The following is an 18,053-nucleotide window of genomic DNA, read 5'->3' on the forward strand; positions in this document are numbered from 1 at the left end:
TTCTACCACCCTAAGAGGGGTTTCCCCCTCTGTGGCAGTTAGGCTCGCCGCTTTTTAGGTGTTTCTATGCGGCTCTTCGAAATCTCCAGGCTGCTGAGCCTTCTAGGTGCTTTACCAAATGCTCTCGGCAGTTTTTGAATTCTTCCCCTATAAGGCCTATGCGGTTTAGCCAAGTTCTCATGGCAAATTTAGGGTTCTCCACCTGTGGCTTTTTGGAGCTAGCATTCTTTTGGGTTAAGGCTTGGTGGTTCATGGCTAGAGCCAGTACTATGTAGCTTCTTATTTTTCCGGCATGAAGGTTTGGGTTGTTAAAACCCCTAAGCTCTACCGTTCCCACCCCGTTGAAAAATGAATGTAGGTTTGCGAAGCTATACCTGCTGTCATGGTATTTTCTCGTTCTTGGCCCTCTATAGTCTTCGTACCAAATGTCCTCGATCCCCTTAAAGGTGGTAGGCTTTTGCGCTTTAATTTTCTCTACTAGCTTTTCATCCATCTTTTTGCAGTAGTACATCCTTGTTCTTTCAATCTGCAGGCTATCGTAAAGAAGATCGTTTCTAGCATGAATGATGTTCACAAAGTTTTTAAGGCTTCTTGGTGTGTGGTCCGCCCCGTCTAAGTGGATGTGAATTCCAGTGCAGTTATCTTTGGTGGAAAAAGCCCTCGCCTTTCTCAGCTTTCTTATCAGTTCCTGCAGGCTTTCGATGTCCTCGTCGTAGGTAAGGATTGGGCTTACCAGCTCTACGCTGTATTCTTTTCCTGCTGGTGTCCTTCTGCCCGCTACTCGCCTTTGGGTTCTGATGCTGCCATCGTAGGTAATTTTCCAAACTCGCCCGTCCCTAGTTCTAATCTCGTGGGTGTCGTTTTGGCCATAGGTGCGACTTAAAGTTCCTTCAAAGTGTTCTTTTACAACCTCTGCCGCTCTAACTCTGGTAATTCCTGTCATTTCAATTTCAATGCCAAAATTTCTTTTTAAAAATGCTCGCTTATTCATTTCTTATCCCCCTTCAGTGTATTTTTGCTTGTGTACATATATCACTTAGAAAGGGGATAATAGCAAGTTAATTCTGCTGTATTTCTAAAGATTTCTACTCAACTTCTACATATTCCATCAGTACCTGAAGGGCCGCATCATAACTCTTTGACTGAGTTATTTTTCCCACCATTTCGTCGGCTTGATCTTTCTTGCCAGCTTCCGTTAAAACTTTGCTTGCAATGCCCATCAGGTTAAAGATGTTTCCATTCTCACCAACCAGTTTTACTTTAGGCTTCATGGGCTCTTCCTCCCTTGAAGGCGCCGTTGCCGGTGAGGTTCTTTAATAGTTCTCGCCTTGCATCTTTATATTCCCCACCCACCATTCCTAATCGAAGTAGCCAGGTTCTAAAAGTGTACTTCTCATTAGTGATGGGTTTAGATTTATAGGACGCATGCTTTTGCTTTCTGGCCAGTTTATAGATTAGGGTAAAAAGTTCTTCTGCACCTGCAGTTTCTCTTGGAAGTTGGATTGTCATCTCATCCTTTAGAAAATCAAAAGTTATGCCGGGAGTCTTGCCTCGTCCAATCTCTGTTACAAAGATCTTAAAATCCGCTAGCGTACTTATGTCAGTTTCATTGATGGCGGTAATAAAATCCTCTTCAATCAGCTTCTCTGAAAGCTCCAACGATTTATTTATCAGCGGCTGTTTGCTGTAAATCATATTTAGCATATTCCTTAGGGTCTTTCCGTCTTGCTCTTCTAGGGGAATACGTATTTTTGCTGCAGCTGAGGGCACGTCCTCTATAGCTTCAGTAGCTGCAATATGCACATCCTCTGCAGGCTCGTCCTCTCTTGGTTTTAACACGTCCCTCATCTCTGTTACTTGTCCTTGTTCATCCACAATCTTTCCCTCCTTGTCAATGGTATAAGTCTGCTCCTCTGTTTTTATTTCATATGCAAATGTAGGAGCTGCTAGATATTTTGCCTTTACACCAAAGTGTTCACTTATTACTTTTACTAACTCTTTTCGATTCATCTTAACCCCTCCTATGATTTTGGTATGTCTATACATCACTCAAAATCACGGAAATAGCAAGGGGTTTATTCAGTTACAACATCTTTATATTTCAACTTCTCACCATCTCTAATTAGAAATACATCTTCGTCAGTTCCTGCAGCTTCGACATATCTTTTCACAATTACATCCACAAAACGTTCATCCAGTTCAATCCCATAGCAAATTCTATCTGTCTGTTCAGAGGCAATCCATGTACTACCAGATCCGCCGAAGGGTTCCAACACAATACTATTTGTTAAGCTTGAGTTTTTAATTGGGTAGGCTACTAAGGGGACTGGCTTCATGGTGCTATGAAGTTCGCTTTTTGAAGGTTTGTCAAAATTCCAGACAGTGGTCTCTGCTCTTCCTGCGTACCACTTATGTTTTCCTTTTTTCTTCCAGCCAAATAAGCAAGGCTCATGCTTCCACTGGTACGGACTGCGACCTAATACCAAAGACTGTTTCACCCACTGGCAGACCCCAGAGAGGTAAAATTCTGCATCTTGAAAGGCCTTTCTAAAAATATGGCCTTTGGTATCTGCATGGAATACATAGATGGAAGCGTCATTGGCCATATGATTTTCCATGTTAGTAAAGGCGTCTAACAGAAATTTATAGAACTCCTCATCCTGTAGGTTGTCATTTTTGATAGTTCCTTGGCTTCCATCGTAGGAAACCCCGTACGGTGGGTCCGTCACCACCAGATTGGCTTTCTTCCCATCCATCAATTTTTCATAGGTTTCAGCTTTGGTGCTATCCCCACAAATGAGTCGGTGTCTGCCTAAGAGCCATATGTCACCTTGTTTAGATATAGTTTCTTCTTCTAAGGTTGCATCTACATCAAAGTCATCATCTTCCACTTCTTTATCGTGTATATTCGAGAATAGCTCATCAATCTCAGCAGCATTAAAGCCAGTAAGCTCCACATCGAAGTTCAGGTCTTTTAAATTTTCTAGTTCCACTGCTAAAAGTTCATCATCCCAGCCTGCTTCAAGGGCCAGTTTATTATCTGCGATGATATAGGCCTTCTTCTGTGCTTCAGTTAAGTGCTCCACCATCACACAAGGCACTTCTTTTATACCCTCTGCCTTTGCAGCTTCACAGCGACCATGCCCTGCTATAATATTTTTATCCTTGTCGATGAGTACTGGATTTACAAATCCAAACTCCCTAAGGCTACTGCGAATTTTATTAATCTGGTCCTTACTATGGGTCCTGGCATTGTTGGCATAAGGGATAAGTTTATCCACCGGGATGAGTTTCATTTCTTCCGTTGTTTTCACAAGCTTCACCTCTTTTTAAATTTGGGTATAAAAAAACACCCTTAAACCCCACTATTTCTAAAGGTTTTACAGGTGTTCGATTATTCTTAATTCTTGTTATATCAATGGCTCTAAAGGCCTGAAATGACCATTATACCCCCCTCTGGAATTTCTCGATTTTTCACACGAAGGGGGGCGGCGGTCCTGGTACTACTGGGTTGTAGAGATTTAATGCCCCTAGGCTAGTGTCACTGCATCCGAACTCTGTAGGAGTGCTAGTTTTAATGCTATCCTAATTATCTTTGACCATTAAATCTCCTTATAATTAAACTTTGTATTGATGTATGATATTACAGCATACATTCTACGAGGTTCCAGAACATCAAACTCTTCAACGCTCTCATAAACTGTAACTTTTATTTTTATTTCTGGCATTTTTTCTTCTATTACTTCAATACTTCCTACATCTTCATTTTCATATATAACTCTCTTTACTTTTTCATCATTACCACCTTTAAGTTTCATTCCATCCAATAAGTTTTTATCTATAGTTTCAAACATTTTCCCTGTATCTTCTAATATCATATTAAATCTAATCTCTTTCAATTCTTTTAATGTTTGTTCAAGTGAGTCTATCTTCTCCTTGAATAATTTTTGCTTCGGTTTCAAAGATAACTCTAGCTGTTTTAACTTATACTTTATAGTTTTTATCTCTTCTATACCCTTTTTATTGTCTGCTATATCATCTCTTAAAGTAATAATTTCCTCAATCACTCTATTTATTGTAGTTATAATATTGTCTCTAAATTCTTCCATAGACAACACCTCCTACAATATAAATATTTAATCCTTATAAGATTATTACAGTTTTATTTCGAGTGATAATTAATATTTATACTCTCGATACTGATCCTTGTTCCTTGTCTTTCTGTCATGACATCTTTTACAAAGAGCCTGCCAGTTGCTTTCATCCCAAAATAGAAGTTCATCCCCTCTATGAGGAATAATATGGTCCACAACGGTAGCTTTTATAAGCTTGCCTTCAGAATTGCATCTAACACAGAGGGGATGCACTTTTAAGAATCTCGCTCTAGCTTTCCTCCACCTACTGTCATAACCACGCTTAGCAGCACTGGGTCTGTCATCGGTATGTATATCACAGTACCTTTTACCCGTTAGATTTGGACAGCCTGGATGCTTGCATGGGCTCTTTGGTTTTCTTGGCATTTGTTATCAACTCCGTTTATTTTAAAAGGTATAGATAAAGCCCTCGGGATATTTATCCTTTGGGCTCTGGTGCTGCGTTTCCCGGGAGTCGTGGTCGATCTATCCCTTAGGCGTATTCAGACAACACACCGTATTTTTCTATACCTTTGCATCTTATACTATAGCACATATTAGATATGACATTCACTGACATTTACTGACGTTTTTTTATTTTTTCAATTTCTTTTAATGCTTTTCCGTGAGCCCTAAATGCCGTCCTTATATCAAACCCTATCTCTCTTGCAACCTCGTCCCAGCCCTTACCATTAATATAACGTTGTTCCAGAATTATTTGGCTAATAGGGTCATCCACCTGGTTAATGGTCCCTGTGATTTCAGCCTTGACATCCACCAAACGGTCAATATCTTCGTTTATTTCATTTTCCAAATCGACTATCTTTGCTACAGTATTTTCTACATGGCTTTTGATATTATTACCGCCGGACACTTTTTCTTCTGTAAGGTTAGCACCCACTTTAGCAGCCAGAGCTCTTAGGGTATCTAGCTGTTCCAGTTTACTGTTTATTCTTTGATCAAGCCACATGGCCTGTGATAAATATTCCTTTGCGTTCATTCGGCATCTCTCTCCCTTCTCAAATCTGCTATTAACTTTTCTCCATCAATGCTTGTCAGCACCCTAAACCACCCAGAACGAAAGAACCTCTCAATGCTGGCTCTATTGGATGGATGTTTTGAAGCCCTATAATCTTTAACTGATTGCAGTATGATGGCATTTGCTAAGGTTTCATAAGGATCCATCTTTACCACCACTGGCTATCCGTTCCTGGGTTTCGATATCTAGTGTTCGGATTTTAGCCATAGCTTTTTCCCGATCTGCTTTTACTTCCGCTGATGTTTTATAAAACCTACATCCATCACAGTTTTTCTTCGTTAGAGCGATGCACTTATCAGGATGATATGCGAAGCAATCTGTTTTGTCTGGTTTAATCGTTTTACCGTGTCTCGTCATTACTCCACCTCTTTTCTCTGTTTACATTGAACAGTAAAATATCTAATAGGTATCTTTAGGTCTTTAGCTTTCTTTATTTCAACATTCATACCTGAAGATATCCTATCACCAAAGACCCATAACTCATGACACTTCCCAAGTAGTACCAAACCCATACCAAGCCCCAGCTGCCTCTCTTTTGGGTCGTTTTCTTTTAAAAACTGTGGGTACATCAAGTGTGGAATAATCGGTACAGCATTTTGGATTACAGCAAATCGTCCATATCTTTTGGCTCTTAGAATATTCCCCTCGATATCTCCGGCAAAGGGAGAACAGATAAAAACAATCTTTCTACGCTTTTTAGCTTTCTTTTCTTTTTCAATATTGGTTAATGCTTCATAAACCGTCGGGTCCAGATAACCTTCTGAATTATATAAATTTACACCCATTGTCATTTTCCTCCTTTGATTTTTCTCACTCTCGCCTTTACTGCCTCTAGCAGTTCCAGCTGTCCTTTTTCTTTGTACCTAAGTGCTTTCATTACATCTTCGTCAGCAGTGCCTTTAGCCACTAAATGATGGACGATGACATTTTCCTTTTGTCCTTGCCTATAGAGCCTGGCATTGGCTTGTCCATAGAGCTCTAAGCTCCAAGGGAGTCCAAACCATATGATGGTACTTCCTCCTGCTTGAAGGTTAAGACCGTGTCCCGCTGAAGCAGGATGTGCTAGTAAAACTTCTACCTTACCTTTATTCCAATCTTTTATATCCTCTGCTGTTTTAAGGACTCTGGCACTCTTAATGCACTTTTGAATCCTCTCAAAATCATGCTTATAGGAATAAAACACAAGTACAGGTTTTCCGTTAGCCGCTTCTATGGTATCTTCCAGCGCCTTTAGCTTCTCTTTGTGTATCTCCTGTACTCCTCTATCCTCATCATAAACAGCACCACCCGCCATTTGGAGAAGTTTCCCCATTAGAACCGCTGCATTGCTGGCTACGATATCCTTATCCTCTATAGAAAGTATCAGTTCCTTTTCCAACTTCTTGTATTTCTTAAGCTCTTCATCTTTTAAATTTATGGATAGCACATTCATCATTAGCTCCGGCATCTTCAGATAGTCTTCCGATTTCATGCTGATGCAGATATCATTGAGCTTTTGATAGATAGCTTCCTCTGCTCCTTCTTTTAGCTTATAGCTGAATATCACATGCTGGTTTCTTTTATCCGGGAGAAAGTATCGCTCTCTGTAGCCGGTGATGGTTTTTCCTAGCCTCTCGCCACCGTCTAATAGATAAATCTGTGACCATAAATCCATCAATCCATTAGGAGCAGGTGTTCCAGTAAGCCCTACAATTCTATTAATTAATGGTCTTGTTTTCTTTAATGCCCTGAACCGCTTAGCCCTTGGACTTTTGAAGCTAGAAAGTTCATCTATGACCAACATCTCAAATGGCCAGGTCTTCCTCTCAAAGTAGTCAATAATCCACTTAGTATTTTCCCTATTAATGACATACACCTCGGCTGGCTTATGAAGTGCAGCAATTCTCTCCTTCTCCGTTCCCAGCACTTTGGAGAGTCGGATATGCTCTAGGTGGTCCCATTTCTCCAGTTCTTCCTCCCAGGTGCTTTCTGCTACACGAAGGGGAGCAATTACTAGCACTTTAGATATTTCAAAGTAGTCGTAGAGTAGGTCATTAATGGCGGTGAGGGTGATAACACTTTTGCCGAGCCCCATTTCCAGCATCAGGGCTGACTTCTCTTTTCCAATAATCCACTGTCTAGCATACTCTTGATAGTCATAGGGTTTGTATTTCACGCCATCACCTCCCGTAAAAACAGCTCGATCCCTTTGTACGAATCTATGACATACACCTTAAAGCCCAATTCCTCTAATTGCTCTTTACGCTTTAGTTGCAGGGCTCTTAGCTTCTCCCCCGGTGCCTTTAGTTCTACAAAGAAGAGTCTGCCGTTAGAAAATAGCACCAATCTATCTGGCATTCCTGCCATACCGGGTGAGGTGAACTTAAGACAAAACCCACCAATATCCTCCACATCTTTTTTAAGTTTTAGTTCCACTTCTCTTTCTTTCACTTTCAGTCACCCTTTCTTCAAACCTTGATTTACAAGGCTTTAAGGCATCAATCTTATATGAGGGTGTTGGTCGGTGGACCCTATATATATAACTTTTATATATATATTTATTATTTTTTTCTACTATAGAAAAGTTCTATATATGCCCATCACCGACCATCACCTTTAAGATAAATACACTATTTTAGAAATTCTGATTTAAGCCTAAACCCTCTGACAATAACACCTTTCTTAGTCCTTTTCCTTTCAAAACCTAGTGAGTCTAATGCCGTATAAAAATCTGCAGTGCTCCTGGTAAACTCACCGGTTCTGATGCAAAAAGATCGATACTCATCATAGACCTCTCCCGATTTTGCTGTATAGCTTTCATCAACCTCGCAGCATTCTTCCAAGAAATGGGCCATCCAATCGTTATTTTCCTTATAGCTTTTGATGGCCTCTTTTACTTTCTTAGGAAGATCTATTTTGAAATCGTCTTTAATGACTTTTTCTGCTCCTTCTATAATCCACTTAAGGATAGCTCCACCCGCTTCTTTATAGAGATAATCTCCGTAATTCTTAATGTCACTGCTGCCTTCAATCTTGGCTTCAAAGGGAATAACAATAAGCCTTCTCCATGTCCCCTCATCAATGGCCCCCACCTTTGGTAGGTGGTTGGTGTATAGCACTAGGGTATGAGTTGGTACATACCCAAAGGGGTCCTTATATTTCTTCTCTGCATAAATTTCATCTGTAGAGCAGAGTTGTTTGATATTAGAAGTGCTGAGCCTCATTCCTTCTTCAAGCTCTGCTGCAATTAACAGTCTTTTACCTTTAGCCTCTGCAAGCTCCGGTTTTACATTTCTTCTATTCCCAACGGTTAGAACATCTGCCGAGATGTTGCCGCTGTAACTTCCTAGCACTCTGGCGATGACATTCCAGAAGGTGGACTTACCATTTCTCCCTTCACCGTAAGCTATAATCAGTGCTTCAATATACACCTTACCGATGGCTGCAAGTCCTGCCACCCTTTGAACATACTCGATTAATTCTTTGTCCTTTAAGAATGTGATGTTCAGCATATCCTGCCAAACAGACCTCCCGTTATCGCTTGGATCTACTGCGGTCTGCTTTGTTATAAAGTGTGAAGGACTAGGCTCCATACTGATGCCTTTCTTTAAGTCATAGGTGGCACTTGGGGTATTGAGTAAAAACTCATCTGTGTCAAGGTCTTTTATATCTATAGACAGCATAGGCTGTGCTTCTTTTAGGGTTGCTGCTATCTTTCTCGTATCTCTTCTTGAGATGGCATACTTTCTATAGGCCAGGGCATTTTCATATTTTTGGAATGACCTCTCCTGCTCATTTGTAAATTTGTCCAGTGCTTTTTTGGCCCCTACTTCTTCCAGAACACCATCCGCACCATTTTTCACCATCTCGGCCATGATTTTTTGGGTCTCAATCTCTGCTTCTTCAAGTTGCCTCGTGGTTAACTCTTGGGATACAGCTTGTGCTTTTGGCTTTGACTCTTCCCAGTAGCTGCCGTTGTAGGCGATATAGTCCGTTGATGGTGAAAAACGAAGGACACCTTTATACTCATTAGCCAAAACCACTGCTTGACCTACATCAGAGAAATCCTCCGGTTTTAGTTTAAGTTCCTGATTGTAGGCCTCTGGTGGAATATAGCCTTCCTGCTTCACTACCTTTTTGCCAAAGCTTGACGCACTTTTCCAGATCAGTTTTAACTCACTTTCAGGAAGAGGCGGACTACATTTGTCTGCTTCTTTTAGGAAAATCTCGTAGGCTTTCTCTGTATCACCAAAGCGCTTGATGGCCCTTGCTGCATATCTAGACATATGGTTATTCCGACTACCTTCCGGTACTACGTCCTTACGTTCTTCCCAGTTTTCAAACTCCGCTTCTTCCAAAAATTCAATAATGTCCTTATCTCCATCATAGAACTCTACCTCTGGCTCCTCTGTACCAAAGAGAAACCTACCACTATCTAAAGCATTGTGGTCAAAATACGGGAATACTGCTGCTATTCTCTTTTTCAACTCACCGTATTTTGTAGCATCTTTAATCTCCGGTATCACAAAGTACACATGGAACCGGGGTCTAGCTGCCTTACTACCTTTAACCTTCATGTGATTTCTGCTATAAGCTGCTACAAATGGCACTCCAGCAAAAGAAATGGCCACGTCTAAAGGCTCCACCCAGTCCTTTGGATCATCTGAATGATCATTATCACAATCAAGGGGAATGTTATCCGCCTTGATGAAGTTGGCGTTTTTTCTATAGTTATCTTTGTACTCAGCTGTCACATGGTCGAACTTTATTGCTTCTAGCATAGTAGCTTCATCTGTTACAACTACCTTCTTTGGATAGAGACAGTTTGATAAATTGCCCGTTGCATTTGATGCATATAAGGTAAACACCATTACTTCCTTGCCTCCTCTAGTTTCCTCTGAAGGCCTTTCTTGGCTCCTTCAAGATTTCCTGAAAGAGCCTGGCCTTTTAATGTTTTCAACGTTTGCCTAGGGAGCAATTCTCGATAACCTCCTAGGCTCTTAATAAAAAATTTTACAGCATCGTCCATCTTTACGCCGACTCCTGTCTTTCCACTAGTGGCAGCAGATTTTGCTCATTTTTGAGTAAATCGTAGAGAAATAGTCTCCCTTTCTGTGTCCAGTAGGTGTGCATCTTATTTCTATTCGCATCGATGGCGTGGGTCTTAGACTGGGTATATCCCATATCTGCATAGTGCTGATACAGTAGCCATGTGCCATGCATCTTGTACTGGACCCCCAGCTCATGTAGTAACTTGTTTAAGGCTCTCCCACTCATACCATAATCCTTAGCAATCACTGTTATAGGCACCACCGACTTGTTTTGCAATACCAAGTCGTAGTAGCTGGCCTTTGGCTTAAGCTCTCCAATCATCTGCCTATTTTTTGCATTTTCAAGTTCCAGTTCTTTTGCCTTTGCCTTGGCTTCCTTGTACTCAGTGAACATCTTAATGCCAAGGTCAGGATTTTTAAGGATATCATCCAACAGCTTGTCCGCCATGTACACCCCGTGCTTTCTGATATCAGGTAGTACTTCATCAAAGATCCAACGTTCAAATCGTTCAGCTTCAGGAAGTTTAGATTTTACAATTAAGCGGTATAGATCGCCTTCAGGTATGAAGTTGATTTTCTGCTCGCCACCACTCGTAAGGACTCGGTGTTTTACCGACCCCTTTGTATGTCTGTTTACAGCATCATAAGGATCCACATAACCTAAAATTTTGGCGCACTCTGTTGCAGGGAAGTACTCCTTCCCATTTATGACTAACACCCCTATTTTCCCGAACTCTGTATTGTTAAAAGTTTTCATTTCCTTCATCACAATTCTCCTCTCTAATCTTTCATATAGTATTCTGTTTCAAATCCATCTGCGTTCATCGGTAGCCCTTTTGCCCAAGGAATCCGCTCTGACATGATGCGGTTTATCTCATTAAGCGAGCTTTCACCCTTTGGGACATCTAGAACCACTTCATCATGGATATGGGCCACGATCTTAAAGCCTTTCTCATCCAGCCTTAGTAGGGCTTCTGCCAAACAGTCTCTTGCTGTCGCCTGAACAATATTTTCAACGAGACGACCTCCGTATGTGCTTATGCGACCCCAAGCTCTAGTGGTCTGCTCCATGCCTTCATAGGTGAGCTTCTCCCTGTTAAACCGCTCATCCATCTCAATTCTTGGTTTTACATACACAAGGTTTCTGCCTGAGGGTAGCTGGATAAAGAGCATTCCGCTTTTGTAGTAAAACTTCAGTCCGTGCCGCATAGTTACGAGTGTTCTTCCCTTGACGGCTTTTATAGCTGCATCTTCTATCGCATACCAAGACTTCACAATGTTAGGATTGGCTTGTCTCCATGCGTCCACAATCCTTTTAAGCTCACTTTCACTAAGGCCCATTCTGTCAGCTCCCATAGCTTTCAGAGCTCCAACACTGCCCTGGTAGCCACAGGCCAAGGTTGCTATTTTACCTTTAGCCCTCAGCTCGTACTCAGGATTGCCCCTCACAATTTTCTCAAGGGGTACACCAAACATGCGGCTTGCTGCCATTTCATAAATCTTCCCGTGTCCTTTAAATGTTTCCATTACCCATGTCTCATTTGCTAGCCATGCAATTACCCTAGCTTCAATAGCACTAAAGTCTGATACGATAAGGCGATGACCTTTTGATGGAATAAAGGCGGTTCTAATGAGCTGGGATAGGGTGTCCGGCACCGAGTCAAAGAGCATCTCTAAGGTTTCATAGTCTCCAGCTTTCAGAAGTTCTCTGGCAATGTTTAGGTCGGCCATGGTGTTTCTGGGCAGGTTCTGTATTTGTATTAATCTTCCAGAAAATCTCCCTGTGCGATTAGCACCATAGTACTGAATCAACCCTCCAGCTCTCTCGTCTTTCCTCATGGCTCTTGTCATGGCTTCATACTTTTTCACCGAGGTCTTAGACATCTCTTGCCTTAGTTCCAACAGTTGTCTCACTTCCTCAACTCCCGTTTCATCCAGCAGTGCTGCTACTGCGTCTTTTGCTAAACTATCTACTTTTAATCCATGTATATCTTCCAACCAAGCTTTTAGCTGGGCAGGGCTATTAGGATTATCTACCCCCGTTAAATCCTTGGCTTCCTTAGTCAATTTATTTTGATACTGTTCATCACACTTGATGGCGTGTTCTACCAACACCTTGTCGAGCCTTATTCCTCCATCATTTATCTTTTGGTCCAACTCCCATAGCTTCTGCTCCTTATCTATCATGGGGAAGGGAGTAAGCTTTCGCCTAATCTCCCGTTCCACCTCTACATCCTTTTTGCAGTAGGACTTAAACAACTCCCACTTCTCCCTGTCATGCACTGGCAGGTTTCTCGTTCTCCCGCCATTAGTGTTAGTGGCCCTGCAGGGCATGGAGAAATATCTGATAAGAGCTTTACCTTCTTTCATCTTTTGTTCTTTGAGTCCTATCACCTTAGCCACTGCATCAAGATGTCCCGGCAGGCCCATAGTGAGTGCATGGGCCTGAGAGCATCTCCACTGCTCTGCTGGCATGTCCATTCCTAGATATGCTTTTAAGCAAGTTCTTTCAAACTGAGCATTATATGCTGTCTTAATTACTGTAGCGTCCGTTAATGCCGCTATAACCTCTTCTGGGATTGCTTCACCGCTTACTAAATCCACTACTTGTACTTCTTGATCATCAAAAGCATAAGCAAAAAGTAGAATTTCAAAGTCCTCTGACTGAGAATATGGGTAGACTCCACTTTTTATGAGGTCAACACTGCTATAGGTTTCTAAGTCAATACTAAGCACTTTCATCCCTATCACCACTAGGATAAAAAGTCATCTTCAACAGCGGTAAAATCATCTTCTGCTTTTGGCTTGCCGCCTAGTGGTTCTCCGTCCTCTAGTTTTTGGATATTTTGAAGCCCACAAGCAATCCCCTTATTCCCATTAGCATTGTAGGCGTAAAACACGACACTCACTCTACAATAGCAACCGGAGTAAAACTCTGTAGCATCAAGTATTGGCTGTAAATCCTTATCAACTACCCCCGGCTTTACTTTGCTATTGGCATTGATAAAATAGCTGTCGGCATAAGCTTCATCCTCTGGCCGATCTACATCACCATCACGAATGGGCGTTTTAAGATTTGCCGGTATTTTTCCGCCTAACTTGGATACTCCCTCTTTCTTGGCTGTTTCAATAGCTTTATTGATTTTATCTAGGGTCGTCTTATCACTTTTAGGAAAGATAAAACTAAGGCTATACTTAGGTTCACTTCCATTAACTGATTTAGGGTTAACTACACTTACATAACTTGCAAGACCTTTTCCTGTAATTACTTTGGTTGACATATATTATCACTACTCCTTTATAAGTTGTTTTTAAAATCGATTTCTGCACTGCTTTTTACAGCAGGCCGTTTATCATCTTCCGGTACTAATCTCAATTTCCCAGGTGGCTTTTTAATAAGGTCACCGATAATTTGGCTGAACTCTTTTTTCCCCAACTCTTTTTCAAGCTTTGTAAGACTCAATAAGGATTTAGAATAGATCCGTTCTTCTGGATACCCAGCATTTAATAGCTTTTCTGCCACTTCTTTTTCAGAGGTGTACTTTCTTGTGGCTCTGCCCTCTACCAGCTTCATGCCGGGCCATGTCTTACCACATCTTGCCTTTTCAAAAGCGTAACTTTCTACATCAGTGGCCCATTTCTTAAATTCCTGTGCCTGCAGTAACACTTCTGTAATTTCCTCATCTGTTAGAAGTGCCGGTTCTTTAAAGTCCATGCAAGCCAACCTCATATTTTCATCATGGCGAGCTCGGCACGTGGCTTTTACCTTACAAAAGCGGCAGTGCTCTCCGGGCTTAAAGTCTCCCTCTCCCTTAAAGGCTGCTTCTGCTCTTGGCCTTACAACTTCCTCTGCCCACTTTATAAGGTCTTTTGCTTCCATTTCATCGGTGGAAATGTTATCGAGTCTCGGCTGAATGATGGTCATCCTAACCGCCTTAATGTCGTAGAGAACGCCAAAGGTGTTAATCGCTCCTAAAGCATAGAGCCGAGCTTGGGGATTCCCAACTGCAGAAACTGCCACGCCTTTGCCTCCCTTTAGGTCAATTACTTCCAACACATCGTCTGTTACAATTACCACATCGCCAGTCCCAAAGCCCTCCCTAACCCACGGGCTGTAGTCCAGTCTTTCTTCAATTAGAATAAGTGGGTCTTTGCAACTGGATCTGGCTTCGTTAATTCTCTCAACCACAGCTGCTACATACTCATCCACCGCTGTCTGTATTTCCTCTGAGTAGAACTCACTTTTGTGCATCTGCTTAAGGTTTTTTTTAAAAGCGGCTTTCTGGATGTGACCTAGATGATGATGCAGATACAGCTCTGATAACCCATGCATGAAAGTTCCCTCCATGGCATAGGGGCTGGTGGTATCCTCTATCTCTTCTTCCAGCCTGACACTCGGGCTGCAGTGGAGCCATCTGTGAGCCCCTGAAGCGGAAAGCAAAGCATGAGCCGCCATTAAATCTCACCGGCTTTCTCTAGGATCTCTGCATACTTGTCTTCCGGAATATCACTGAGTTTCTTAGCACCAAAGCCAGTTATGAGTTCTTTGACTTCTTTTTGCTTTCCACTTTGCGATAGTTTGGCCAGTGCACCCCTGACTTCCTTAAAGCTAGGCTTCTTCTTTTTTGTTGCCGCTTCTGCACCATCTGCCTGTTGCTCTTTTGCTAATGCTTCAATGCTGTCTGCCAATTTCCTAAGATCCTTTGCAACTTGAAGGGTACCTTTCATGGCCCGCACCTCCTTCCTTTAGTTCTTTGATCTCCACCGTCTCGACTGAATCACCGGGTGTAATCACAAGTAAACCCACATTTTTTCCTAGTAACCAATCAAGCATCTTACTTCGGACGGTTTTCTTGCTGCTTTCAATTACAGGGTTTTTGTCGCTACCGGGCTTTGTCACATTGATTGTGACTTTGTGTTTAAGGCTCATTTTCCGACTCCTTTCCAAGGGCGATTAATTTGCCCCTCATCAATAAGCGAAAATAATAGACTATTCGAACCCCTTTTTAGGAAAAGTTTTTTCTTAATTTTGCATGGATCTTTTTTAGCCGTTTCCGGATTGCCGCTTCCGTTACGCCTTCTTCAGCAGCGATGTCTGTGTTGGAACGCTTGTCCATATATACTTTCTTAAACAGTTCTTTCTGCTGCGGCAAAAGACAATCCATAGCTTGAGTAAGTTTACCCAGCATTTCTTGATGCTCGCCTTCTTCCTCTGCGTCAATACAAATGCTCTCAGGGTTTAAACTTTCATCTGCTAGGTATTTGTTACGATCATCTACTGACTCATTTTCACCGTTGCAATATGCATCTAAATGAGCACTGATCTTATACACGTAGCGGTTGTGTGCGTCCACTTCATTGTCGTCAATAGAATGAAGCAGTGAGATGTCTGCTTCAGTAACTCCGTTTTCTCCTGGAGTAATAACGATTTGTCCCCCTTCAGCGGGATAATAGATGTAGTGCGTTCTCTTCTTTTGGCTTGTTTTGTACTTTTTTAACATGTTTGGCCCCTCTCTCGGAGAGAAAAGGGCATGACAATCAGCCAAAAAACTCACCGTTTTTTTTTAAAACGCGAGTCTTTCAGCTGCTTTTTGAAAAGTACTTCTTATGCTTCTGGTTTAAGTTTACTAGATAATAACCTTATAAAAGCGGTCACTGTATGTCCGCTTTTGAGGAGTGAAAAAAATTAGGATGTATTAAAATTAAACAAAAAAAGAACCCTACAAAAACCTCAAATAAGGTTGATGTAGGGTTCGTCTAAAAATAGACATTAAAAAAAACGGACAATCTCTGTCCGCTTTTCTAAAAAAAAATATATTTTATAAAGGATTAGCACCATGCTGCTGTAAAAAAGTTCTTATTTCATCCATTGTTTGGCTGGAAAGATGAGTTAAAGCAAAGCTGTACCATTGATGATCTGGATCAGTTAAATTTAATGAAACCGGTGAGTTACTTATAATGTGGTTACTAATCTCTGGCGGCAAGTGTAAGCTCAAGCAGAGCAAGATAAGCGAATTGATAGAGCACTTCTCTTCACCATTAACGATTCTTCGAATCGTACGTTCATTGAGCTTGGTCCTCTCCCCAAGTTCTTTAAAAGTCACACCTCTCCATTTCTTTACCATTTTCAGCGAGCTGGTATAGCTCGTAGGAAGTTCGCCATATATACGGGCGTTTTCTGCCAATTCATCAGCTAGTAATTTGACTTTCTTTTCTTGAGTAGAGTGTTCATACCCGCCTCCGTATTTTATGCTAAGGCTGATATTTGAAGTTTGGTCTCTGTTCAAGAAACATTCGCTGTGATATCTTTCTCTGACATTAGATTCAATAGACAGATCAAATACTATACAGCACTCATCCATATGAGTCCGGGCATAATCTGTTAATCTGGTGTTCCCAGACAGATCTTTCTCTAGATATTTTGGATGGTTCAAGACAAAGTGCGCATCTACATATTGGTAACTACCATCTTTAACAAGCGCATTTAGCTCTGGATTAGACATACTCTGGATTGCTGCATCTACTGCGCCGATAGAGAAAGTTTGATTTCTCTTTAGCGAACCTTTTTTAAAACCATGAGGTTTAATGTAGCGACCATCTAAGTATGTAAATGTACCTATTGCTTCTTCATACCCGGCATCAATCATGCGAATCTTTGCTGCAATACGAGATACGCAGAAAAAAGTAGCTAAAGCATCTATAACTGGTTCCATCACATCAATAAGCATGGTGGTTCCAGATTGTTGTTTATACTGCTTAATAAGCTCAAAAGCCTTTGTCTTAAACATAGCTAGGGGCATTTGGATTCTTGGCGCTAGGGCATTTGCTTGCCATTCCATCCAATCAGTAGCCTCTTTATTGTTGTTTTTTATTCCTCCAGCTACCTGACACTTTATTTTGGTTGCACTGCTATTATAGAGTCTTTCTAGTTCAAATGCTTTTCTGTGCTTGTCCCAGTGCACACATTCATGAACAATGGTATTATTTACAGCACCTAGATTTCGCAGAAAATAGGCTTTAGGATCAACAAATATAGTCTGGGCTCTGACTGATGTACTTATGTATTCATGCTCATCTGGGTCATAGAAATCTGCCTCGCTGTCGTGAAAAAATATCTGCCCAAAAATAGATAAGTCTTCTGTTATATCCCTTAGTATCACTTCTAGACCCATTTTTTCAGCAAGTTTTTTTGGTTCAAGCGGCATAGGTTTTTTCAAGACCTCAGGATAGTGCCTTTGCAAAAAATCATTGGCTACAGCATCAAGCTGTTCCTTTTTAATATAAGGAACCAACGAGTCCGATAACGGTTGGTGGTTCTTGTTCTTTTGGCTGTAGAGACATATTTCTCTGATTGCAAAATCATCCAGGCTACATCCTAAATCCCCAGAGCATCGTAACAAAAACCACTTATTAAATAGATCGTAATCATCGTAGTGGTAATCACCCTCGTTGACCACAATTTCTGCATCTACGATAACATCAAACTCAATATTGAGCTCCGGAAAGTCCCTCACAGATACAAATTTGACTTCAACTTCTGAAAGAGAGATTTCCCCAATATGCTTTACATTTTTCAAGTCTAAATGTAAGTTGTCTGGGTTTTTTTCAATATACTTTTCTGTAGCAGAATAAAATTCGTTATAAAACCTGCTCGAGACGTAGTCAGTAAAAGAACGATTTGCCGCCATAGCACTCCCCCTCATATAAACCCTGTTTTACAGCTCCCGGATTATTGGACTTAACGCTGATTATACAATCATTTTCAACAACCTTTTTAAAAACAAAGGCAGCCTACTATAACCAATCAACAATGAACCCTTATGTAAACTCTGCTCAAAATTAAGATTCATC

Annotated in this window: 21 protein-coding genes; all 21 read right to left on the bottom strand. The window is 41.3% G+C overall.

The genetic code is table 11. The annotated features are described in order from the left end of the window. Nucleotides 1–64: 64 nt before the first annotated feature. Nucleotides 65–991: an amidoligase family protein gene (locus tag PRVXT_RS12705; RefSeq protein ID WP_350343235.1), complete on the bottom strand. Its 927-nt coding sequence runs from the start codon at nucleotides 989–991 to the stop codon at nucleotides 65–67. Nucleotides 992–1,085: 94 nt separating this feature from the next. Next, complete coding sequence (locus tag PRVXT_RS12710) at nucleotides 1,086–1,271, bottom strand: hypothetical protein (RefSeq protein ID WP_350343236.1); 186 nt, start codon at nucleotides 1,269–1,271, stop codon at nucleotides 1,086–1,088. Then, nucleotides 1,261–2,010 (bottom strand): virulence-related protein, encoded by a 750-nt coding sequence (locus PRVXT_RS12715; RefSeq protein ID WP_350343237.1) that lies wholly within the window; start codon nucleotides 2,008–2,010, stop codon nucleotides 1,261–1,263. Before PRVXT_RS12715 ends, PRVXT_RS12710 begins: the two co-directional genes overlap by 11 nt. A gap of 65 nt (nucleotides 2,011–2,075) precedes the next feature. After that, nucleotides 2,076–3,314 (bottom strand): site-specific DNA-methyltransferase, encoded by a 1,239-nt coding sequence (locus PRVXT_RS12720; protein WP_350343238.1) that lies wholly within the window; start codon nucleotides 3,312–3,314, stop codon nucleotides 2,076–2,078. Between the two features lie 288 nt (nucleotides 3,315–3,602). Further along, entirely contained in the window at nucleotides 3,603–4,109 is a 507-nt protein-coding gene (locus tag PRVXT_RS12725; RefSeq protein WP_350343239.1) for a hypothetical protein, read from the bottom strand. Nucleotides 4,110–4,178: 69 nt separating this feature from the next. Next, entirely contained in the window at nucleotides 4,179–4,520 is a 342-nt protein-coding gene (locus tag PRVXT_RS12730) for an HNH endonuclease (RefSeq protein ID WP_350343240.1), read from the bottom strand. Between the two features lie 193 nt (nucleotides 4,521–4,713). Continuing rightward, nucleotides 4,714–5,133: a DUF1492 domain-containing protein gene (locus PRVXT_RS12735; protein ID WP_350343241.1), complete on the bottom strand. Its 420-nt coding sequence runs from the start codon at nucleotides 5,131–5,133 to the stop codon at nucleotides 4,714–4,716. Beyond that, nucleotides 5,130–5,318 (bottom strand): hypothetical protein, encoded by a 189-nt coding sequence (locus PRVXT_RS12740; RefSeq protein ID WP_350343242.1) that lies wholly within the window; start codon nucleotides 5,316–5,318, stop codon nucleotides 5,130–5,132. Before PRVXT_RS12740 ends, PRVXT_RS12735 begins: the two co-directional genes overlap by 4 nt. Next, nucleotides 5,305–5,529, bottom strand: coding sequence for a hypothetical protein (locus PRVXT_RS12745; RefSeq protein ID WP_350343243.1), 225 nt, complete (start codon nucleotides 5,527–5,529; stop codon nucleotides 5,305–5,307). The genes PRVXT_RS12740 and PRVXT_RS12745 overlap by 14 nt, the downstream gene beginning before the upstream one ends. Then, entirely contained in the window at nucleotides 5,529–5,957 is a 429-nt protein-coding gene (locus tag PRVXT_RS12750) for a DUF7768 domain-containing protein (RefSeq protein ID WP_350343244.1), read from the bottom strand. Before PRVXT_RS12750 ends, PRVXT_RS12745 begins: the two co-directional genes overlap by 1 nt. A gap of 2 nt (nucleotides 5,958–5,959) precedes the next feature. Further along, nucleotides 5,960–7,327 carry a DEAD/DEAH box helicase gene (locus PRVXT_RS12755; RefSeq protein WP_350343245.1) on the bottom strand — a complete coding sequence of 456 codons (1,368 nt, stop codon included), beginning with the start codon at nucleotides 7,325–7,327 and terminating at the stop codon, nucleotides 5,960–5,962. Next, a complete protein-coding gene (locus PRVXT_RS12760) occupies nucleotides 7,324–7,602 on the bottom strand; it encodes a VRR-NUC domain-containing protein (protein ID WP_350343246.1) in 279 nt (92 codons plus the stop codon). The genes PRVXT_RS12755 and PRVXT_RS12760 overlap by 4 nt, the downstream gene beginning before the upstream one ends. A gap of 179 nt (nucleotides 7,603–7,781) precedes the next feature. Next, a complete protein-coding gene (locus PRVXT_RS12765) occupies nucleotides 7,782–10,022 on the bottom strand; it encodes a phage/plasmid primase, P4 family (protein ID WP_350343247.1) in 2,241 nt (746 codons plus the stop codon). Beyond that, nucleotides 10,022–10,180, bottom strand: a complete 159-nt coding sequence (locus tag PRVXT_RS12770) for a hypothetical protein (protein ID WP_350343248.1) — start codon at nucleotides 10,178–10,180, stop codon at nucleotides 10,022–10,024. Before PRVXT_RS12770 ends, PRVXT_RS12765 begins: the two co-directional genes overlap by 1 nt. Nucleotides 10,181–10,182: 2 nt before the next feature. Then, the gene (locus PRVXT_RS12775; protein ID WP_350343249.1) at nucleotides 10,183–10,968 is read right to left on the bottom strand and encodes a phage antirepressor; all 786 of its coding nucleotides are present in this window, start codon (nucleotides 10,966–10,968) and stop codon (nucleotides 10,183–10,185) included. A gap of 14 nt (nucleotides 10,969–10,982) precedes the next feature. Continuing rightward, nucleotides 10,983–12,944 carry a DNA polymerase gene (locus PRVXT_RS12780; protein WP_350343250.1) on the bottom strand — a complete coding sequence of 654 codons (1,962 nt, stop codon included), beginning with the start codon at nucleotides 12,942–12,944 and terminating at the stop codon, nucleotides 10,983–10,985. Nucleotides 12,945–12,955: 11 nt separating this feature from the next. Then, nucleotides 12,956–13,483, bottom strand: coding sequence for a DUF2815 family protein (locus PRVXT_RS12785; protein ID WP_350343251.1), 528 nt, complete (start codon nucleotides 13,481–13,483; stop codon nucleotides 12,956–12,958). 17 nt (nucleotides 13,484–13,500) lie between these two features. Beyond that, nucleotides 13,501–14,658 carry a DUF2800 domain-containing protein gene (locus tag PRVXT_RS12790; protein ID WP_350343252.1) on the bottom strand — a complete coding sequence of 386 codons (1,158 nt, stop codon included), beginning with the start codon at nucleotides 14,656–14,658 and terminating at the stop codon, nucleotides 13,501–13,503. Then, a complete protein-coding gene (locus PRVXT_RS12795) occupies nucleotides 14,658–14,930 on the bottom strand; it encodes a hypothetical protein (RefSeq protein ID WP_350343253.1) in 273 nt (90 codons plus the stop codon). Before PRVXT_RS12795 ends, PRVXT_RS12790 begins: the two co-directional genes overlap by 1 nt. 278 nt (nucleotides 14,931–15,208) lie before the next feature. Then, on the bottom strand, nucleotides 15,209–15,703 hold the full coding sequence (locus PRVXT_RS12800) for an RNA polymerase sigma factor (RefSeq protein WP_350343254.1): 495 nt from the start codon (nucleotides 15,701–15,703) through the stop codon (nucleotides 15,209–15,211). A 318-nt stretch (nucleotides 15,704–16,021) separates the two neighbouring features. Next, on the bottom strand, nucleotides 16,022–17,890 hold the full coding sequence (locus PRVXT_RS12805) for a transcriptional regulator (protein WP_350343255.1): 1,869 nt from the start codon (nucleotides 17,888–17,890) through the stop codon (nucleotides 16,022–16,024). Nucleotides 17,891–18,053: the final 163 nt, after the last annotated feature.

The sequence above is a fragment of the Proteinivorax tanatarense genome (assembly GCF_040267685.1).
GTDB lineage: Bacteria > Bacillota > Proteinivoracia > Proteinivoracales > Proteinivoracaceae > Proteinivorax > Proteinivorax tanatarense.

Excerpts from the sequence above, each read along its gene's own strand:
- PRVXT_RS12705 (WP_350343235.1), bottom strand. The coding sequence starts at position 991 with ATGAATAAGCGAGCATTTTTAAAAAGAAATTTTGGCATTGAAATTGAA.
- PRVXT_RS12710 (WP_350343236.1), bottom strand. The coding sequence starts at position 1,271 with ATGAAGCCTAAAGTAAAACTGGTTGGTGAGAATGGAAACATCTTTAAC.
- PRVXT_RS12715 (WP_350343237.1), bottom strand. The coding sequence starts at position 2,010 with ATGAATCGAAAAGAGTTAGTAAAAGTAATAAGTGAACACTTTGGTGTA.
- PRVXT_RS12725 (WP_350343239.1), bottom strand. The coding sequence starts at position 4,109 with ATGGAAGAATTTAGAGACAATATTATAACTACAATAAATAGAGTGATT.
- PRVXT_RS12730 (WP_350343240.1), bottom strand. The coding sequence starts at position 4,520 with ATGCCAAGAAAACCAAAGAGCCCATGCAAGCATCCAGGCTGTCCAAAT.
- PRVXT_RS12735 (WP_350343241.1), bottom strand. The coding sequence starts at position 5,133 with ATGAACGCAAAGGAATATTTATCACAGGCCATGTGGCTTGATCAAAGA.
- PRVXT_RS12740 (WP_350343242.1), bottom strand. The coding sequence starts at position 5,318 with ATGGATCCTTATGAAACCTTAGCAAATGCCATCATACTGCAATCAGTT.
- PRVXT_RS12745 (WP_350343243.1), bottom strand. The coding sequence starts at position 5,529 with ATGACGAGACACGGTAAAACGATTAAACCAGACAAAACAGATTGCTTC.
- PRVXT_RS12750 (WP_350343244.1), bottom strand. The coding sequence starts at position 5,957 with ATGGGTGTAAATTTATATAATTCAGAAGGTTATCTGGACCCGACGGTT.
- PRVXT_RS12765 (WP_350343247.1), bottom strand. The coding sequence starts at position 10,022 with ATGGTGTTTACCTTATATGCATCAAATGCAACGGGCAATTTATCAAAC.
- PRVXT_RS12770 (WP_350343248.1), bottom strand. The coding sequence starts at position 10,180 with ATGGACGATGCTGTAAAATTTTTTATTAAGAGCCTAGGAGGTTATCGA.
- PRVXT_RS12775 (WP_350343249.1), bottom strand. The coding sequence starts at position 10,968 with ATGAAGGAAATGAAAACTTTTAACAATACAGAGTTCGGGAAAATAGGG.
- PRVXT_RS12780 (WP_350343250.1), bottom strand. The coding sequence starts at position 12,944 with ATGAAAGTGCTTAGTATTGACTTAGAAACCTATAGCAGTGTTGACCTC.
- PRVXT_RS12785 (WP_350343251.1), bottom strand. The coding sequence starts at position 13,483 with ATGTCAACCAAAGTAATTACAGGAAAAGGTCTTGCAAGTTATGTAAGT.
- PRVXT_RS12790 (WP_350343252.1), bottom strand. The coding sequence starts at position 14,658 with ATGGCGGCTCATGCTTTGCTTTCCGCTTCAGGGGCTCACAGATGGCTC.
- PRVXT_RS12795 (WP_350343253.1), bottom strand. The coding sequence starts at position 14,930 with ATGAAAGGTACCCTTCAAGTTGCAAAGGATCTTAGGAAATTGGCAGAC.
- PRVXT_RS12800 (WP_350343254.1), bottom strand. The coding sequence starts at position 15,703 with ATGTTAAAAAAGTACAAAACAAGCCAAAAGAAGAGAACGCACTACATC.
- PRVXT_RS12805 (WP_350343255.1), bottom strand. The coding sequence starts at position 17,890 with ATGGCGGCAAATCGTTCTTTTACTGACTACGTCTCGAGCAGGTTTTAT.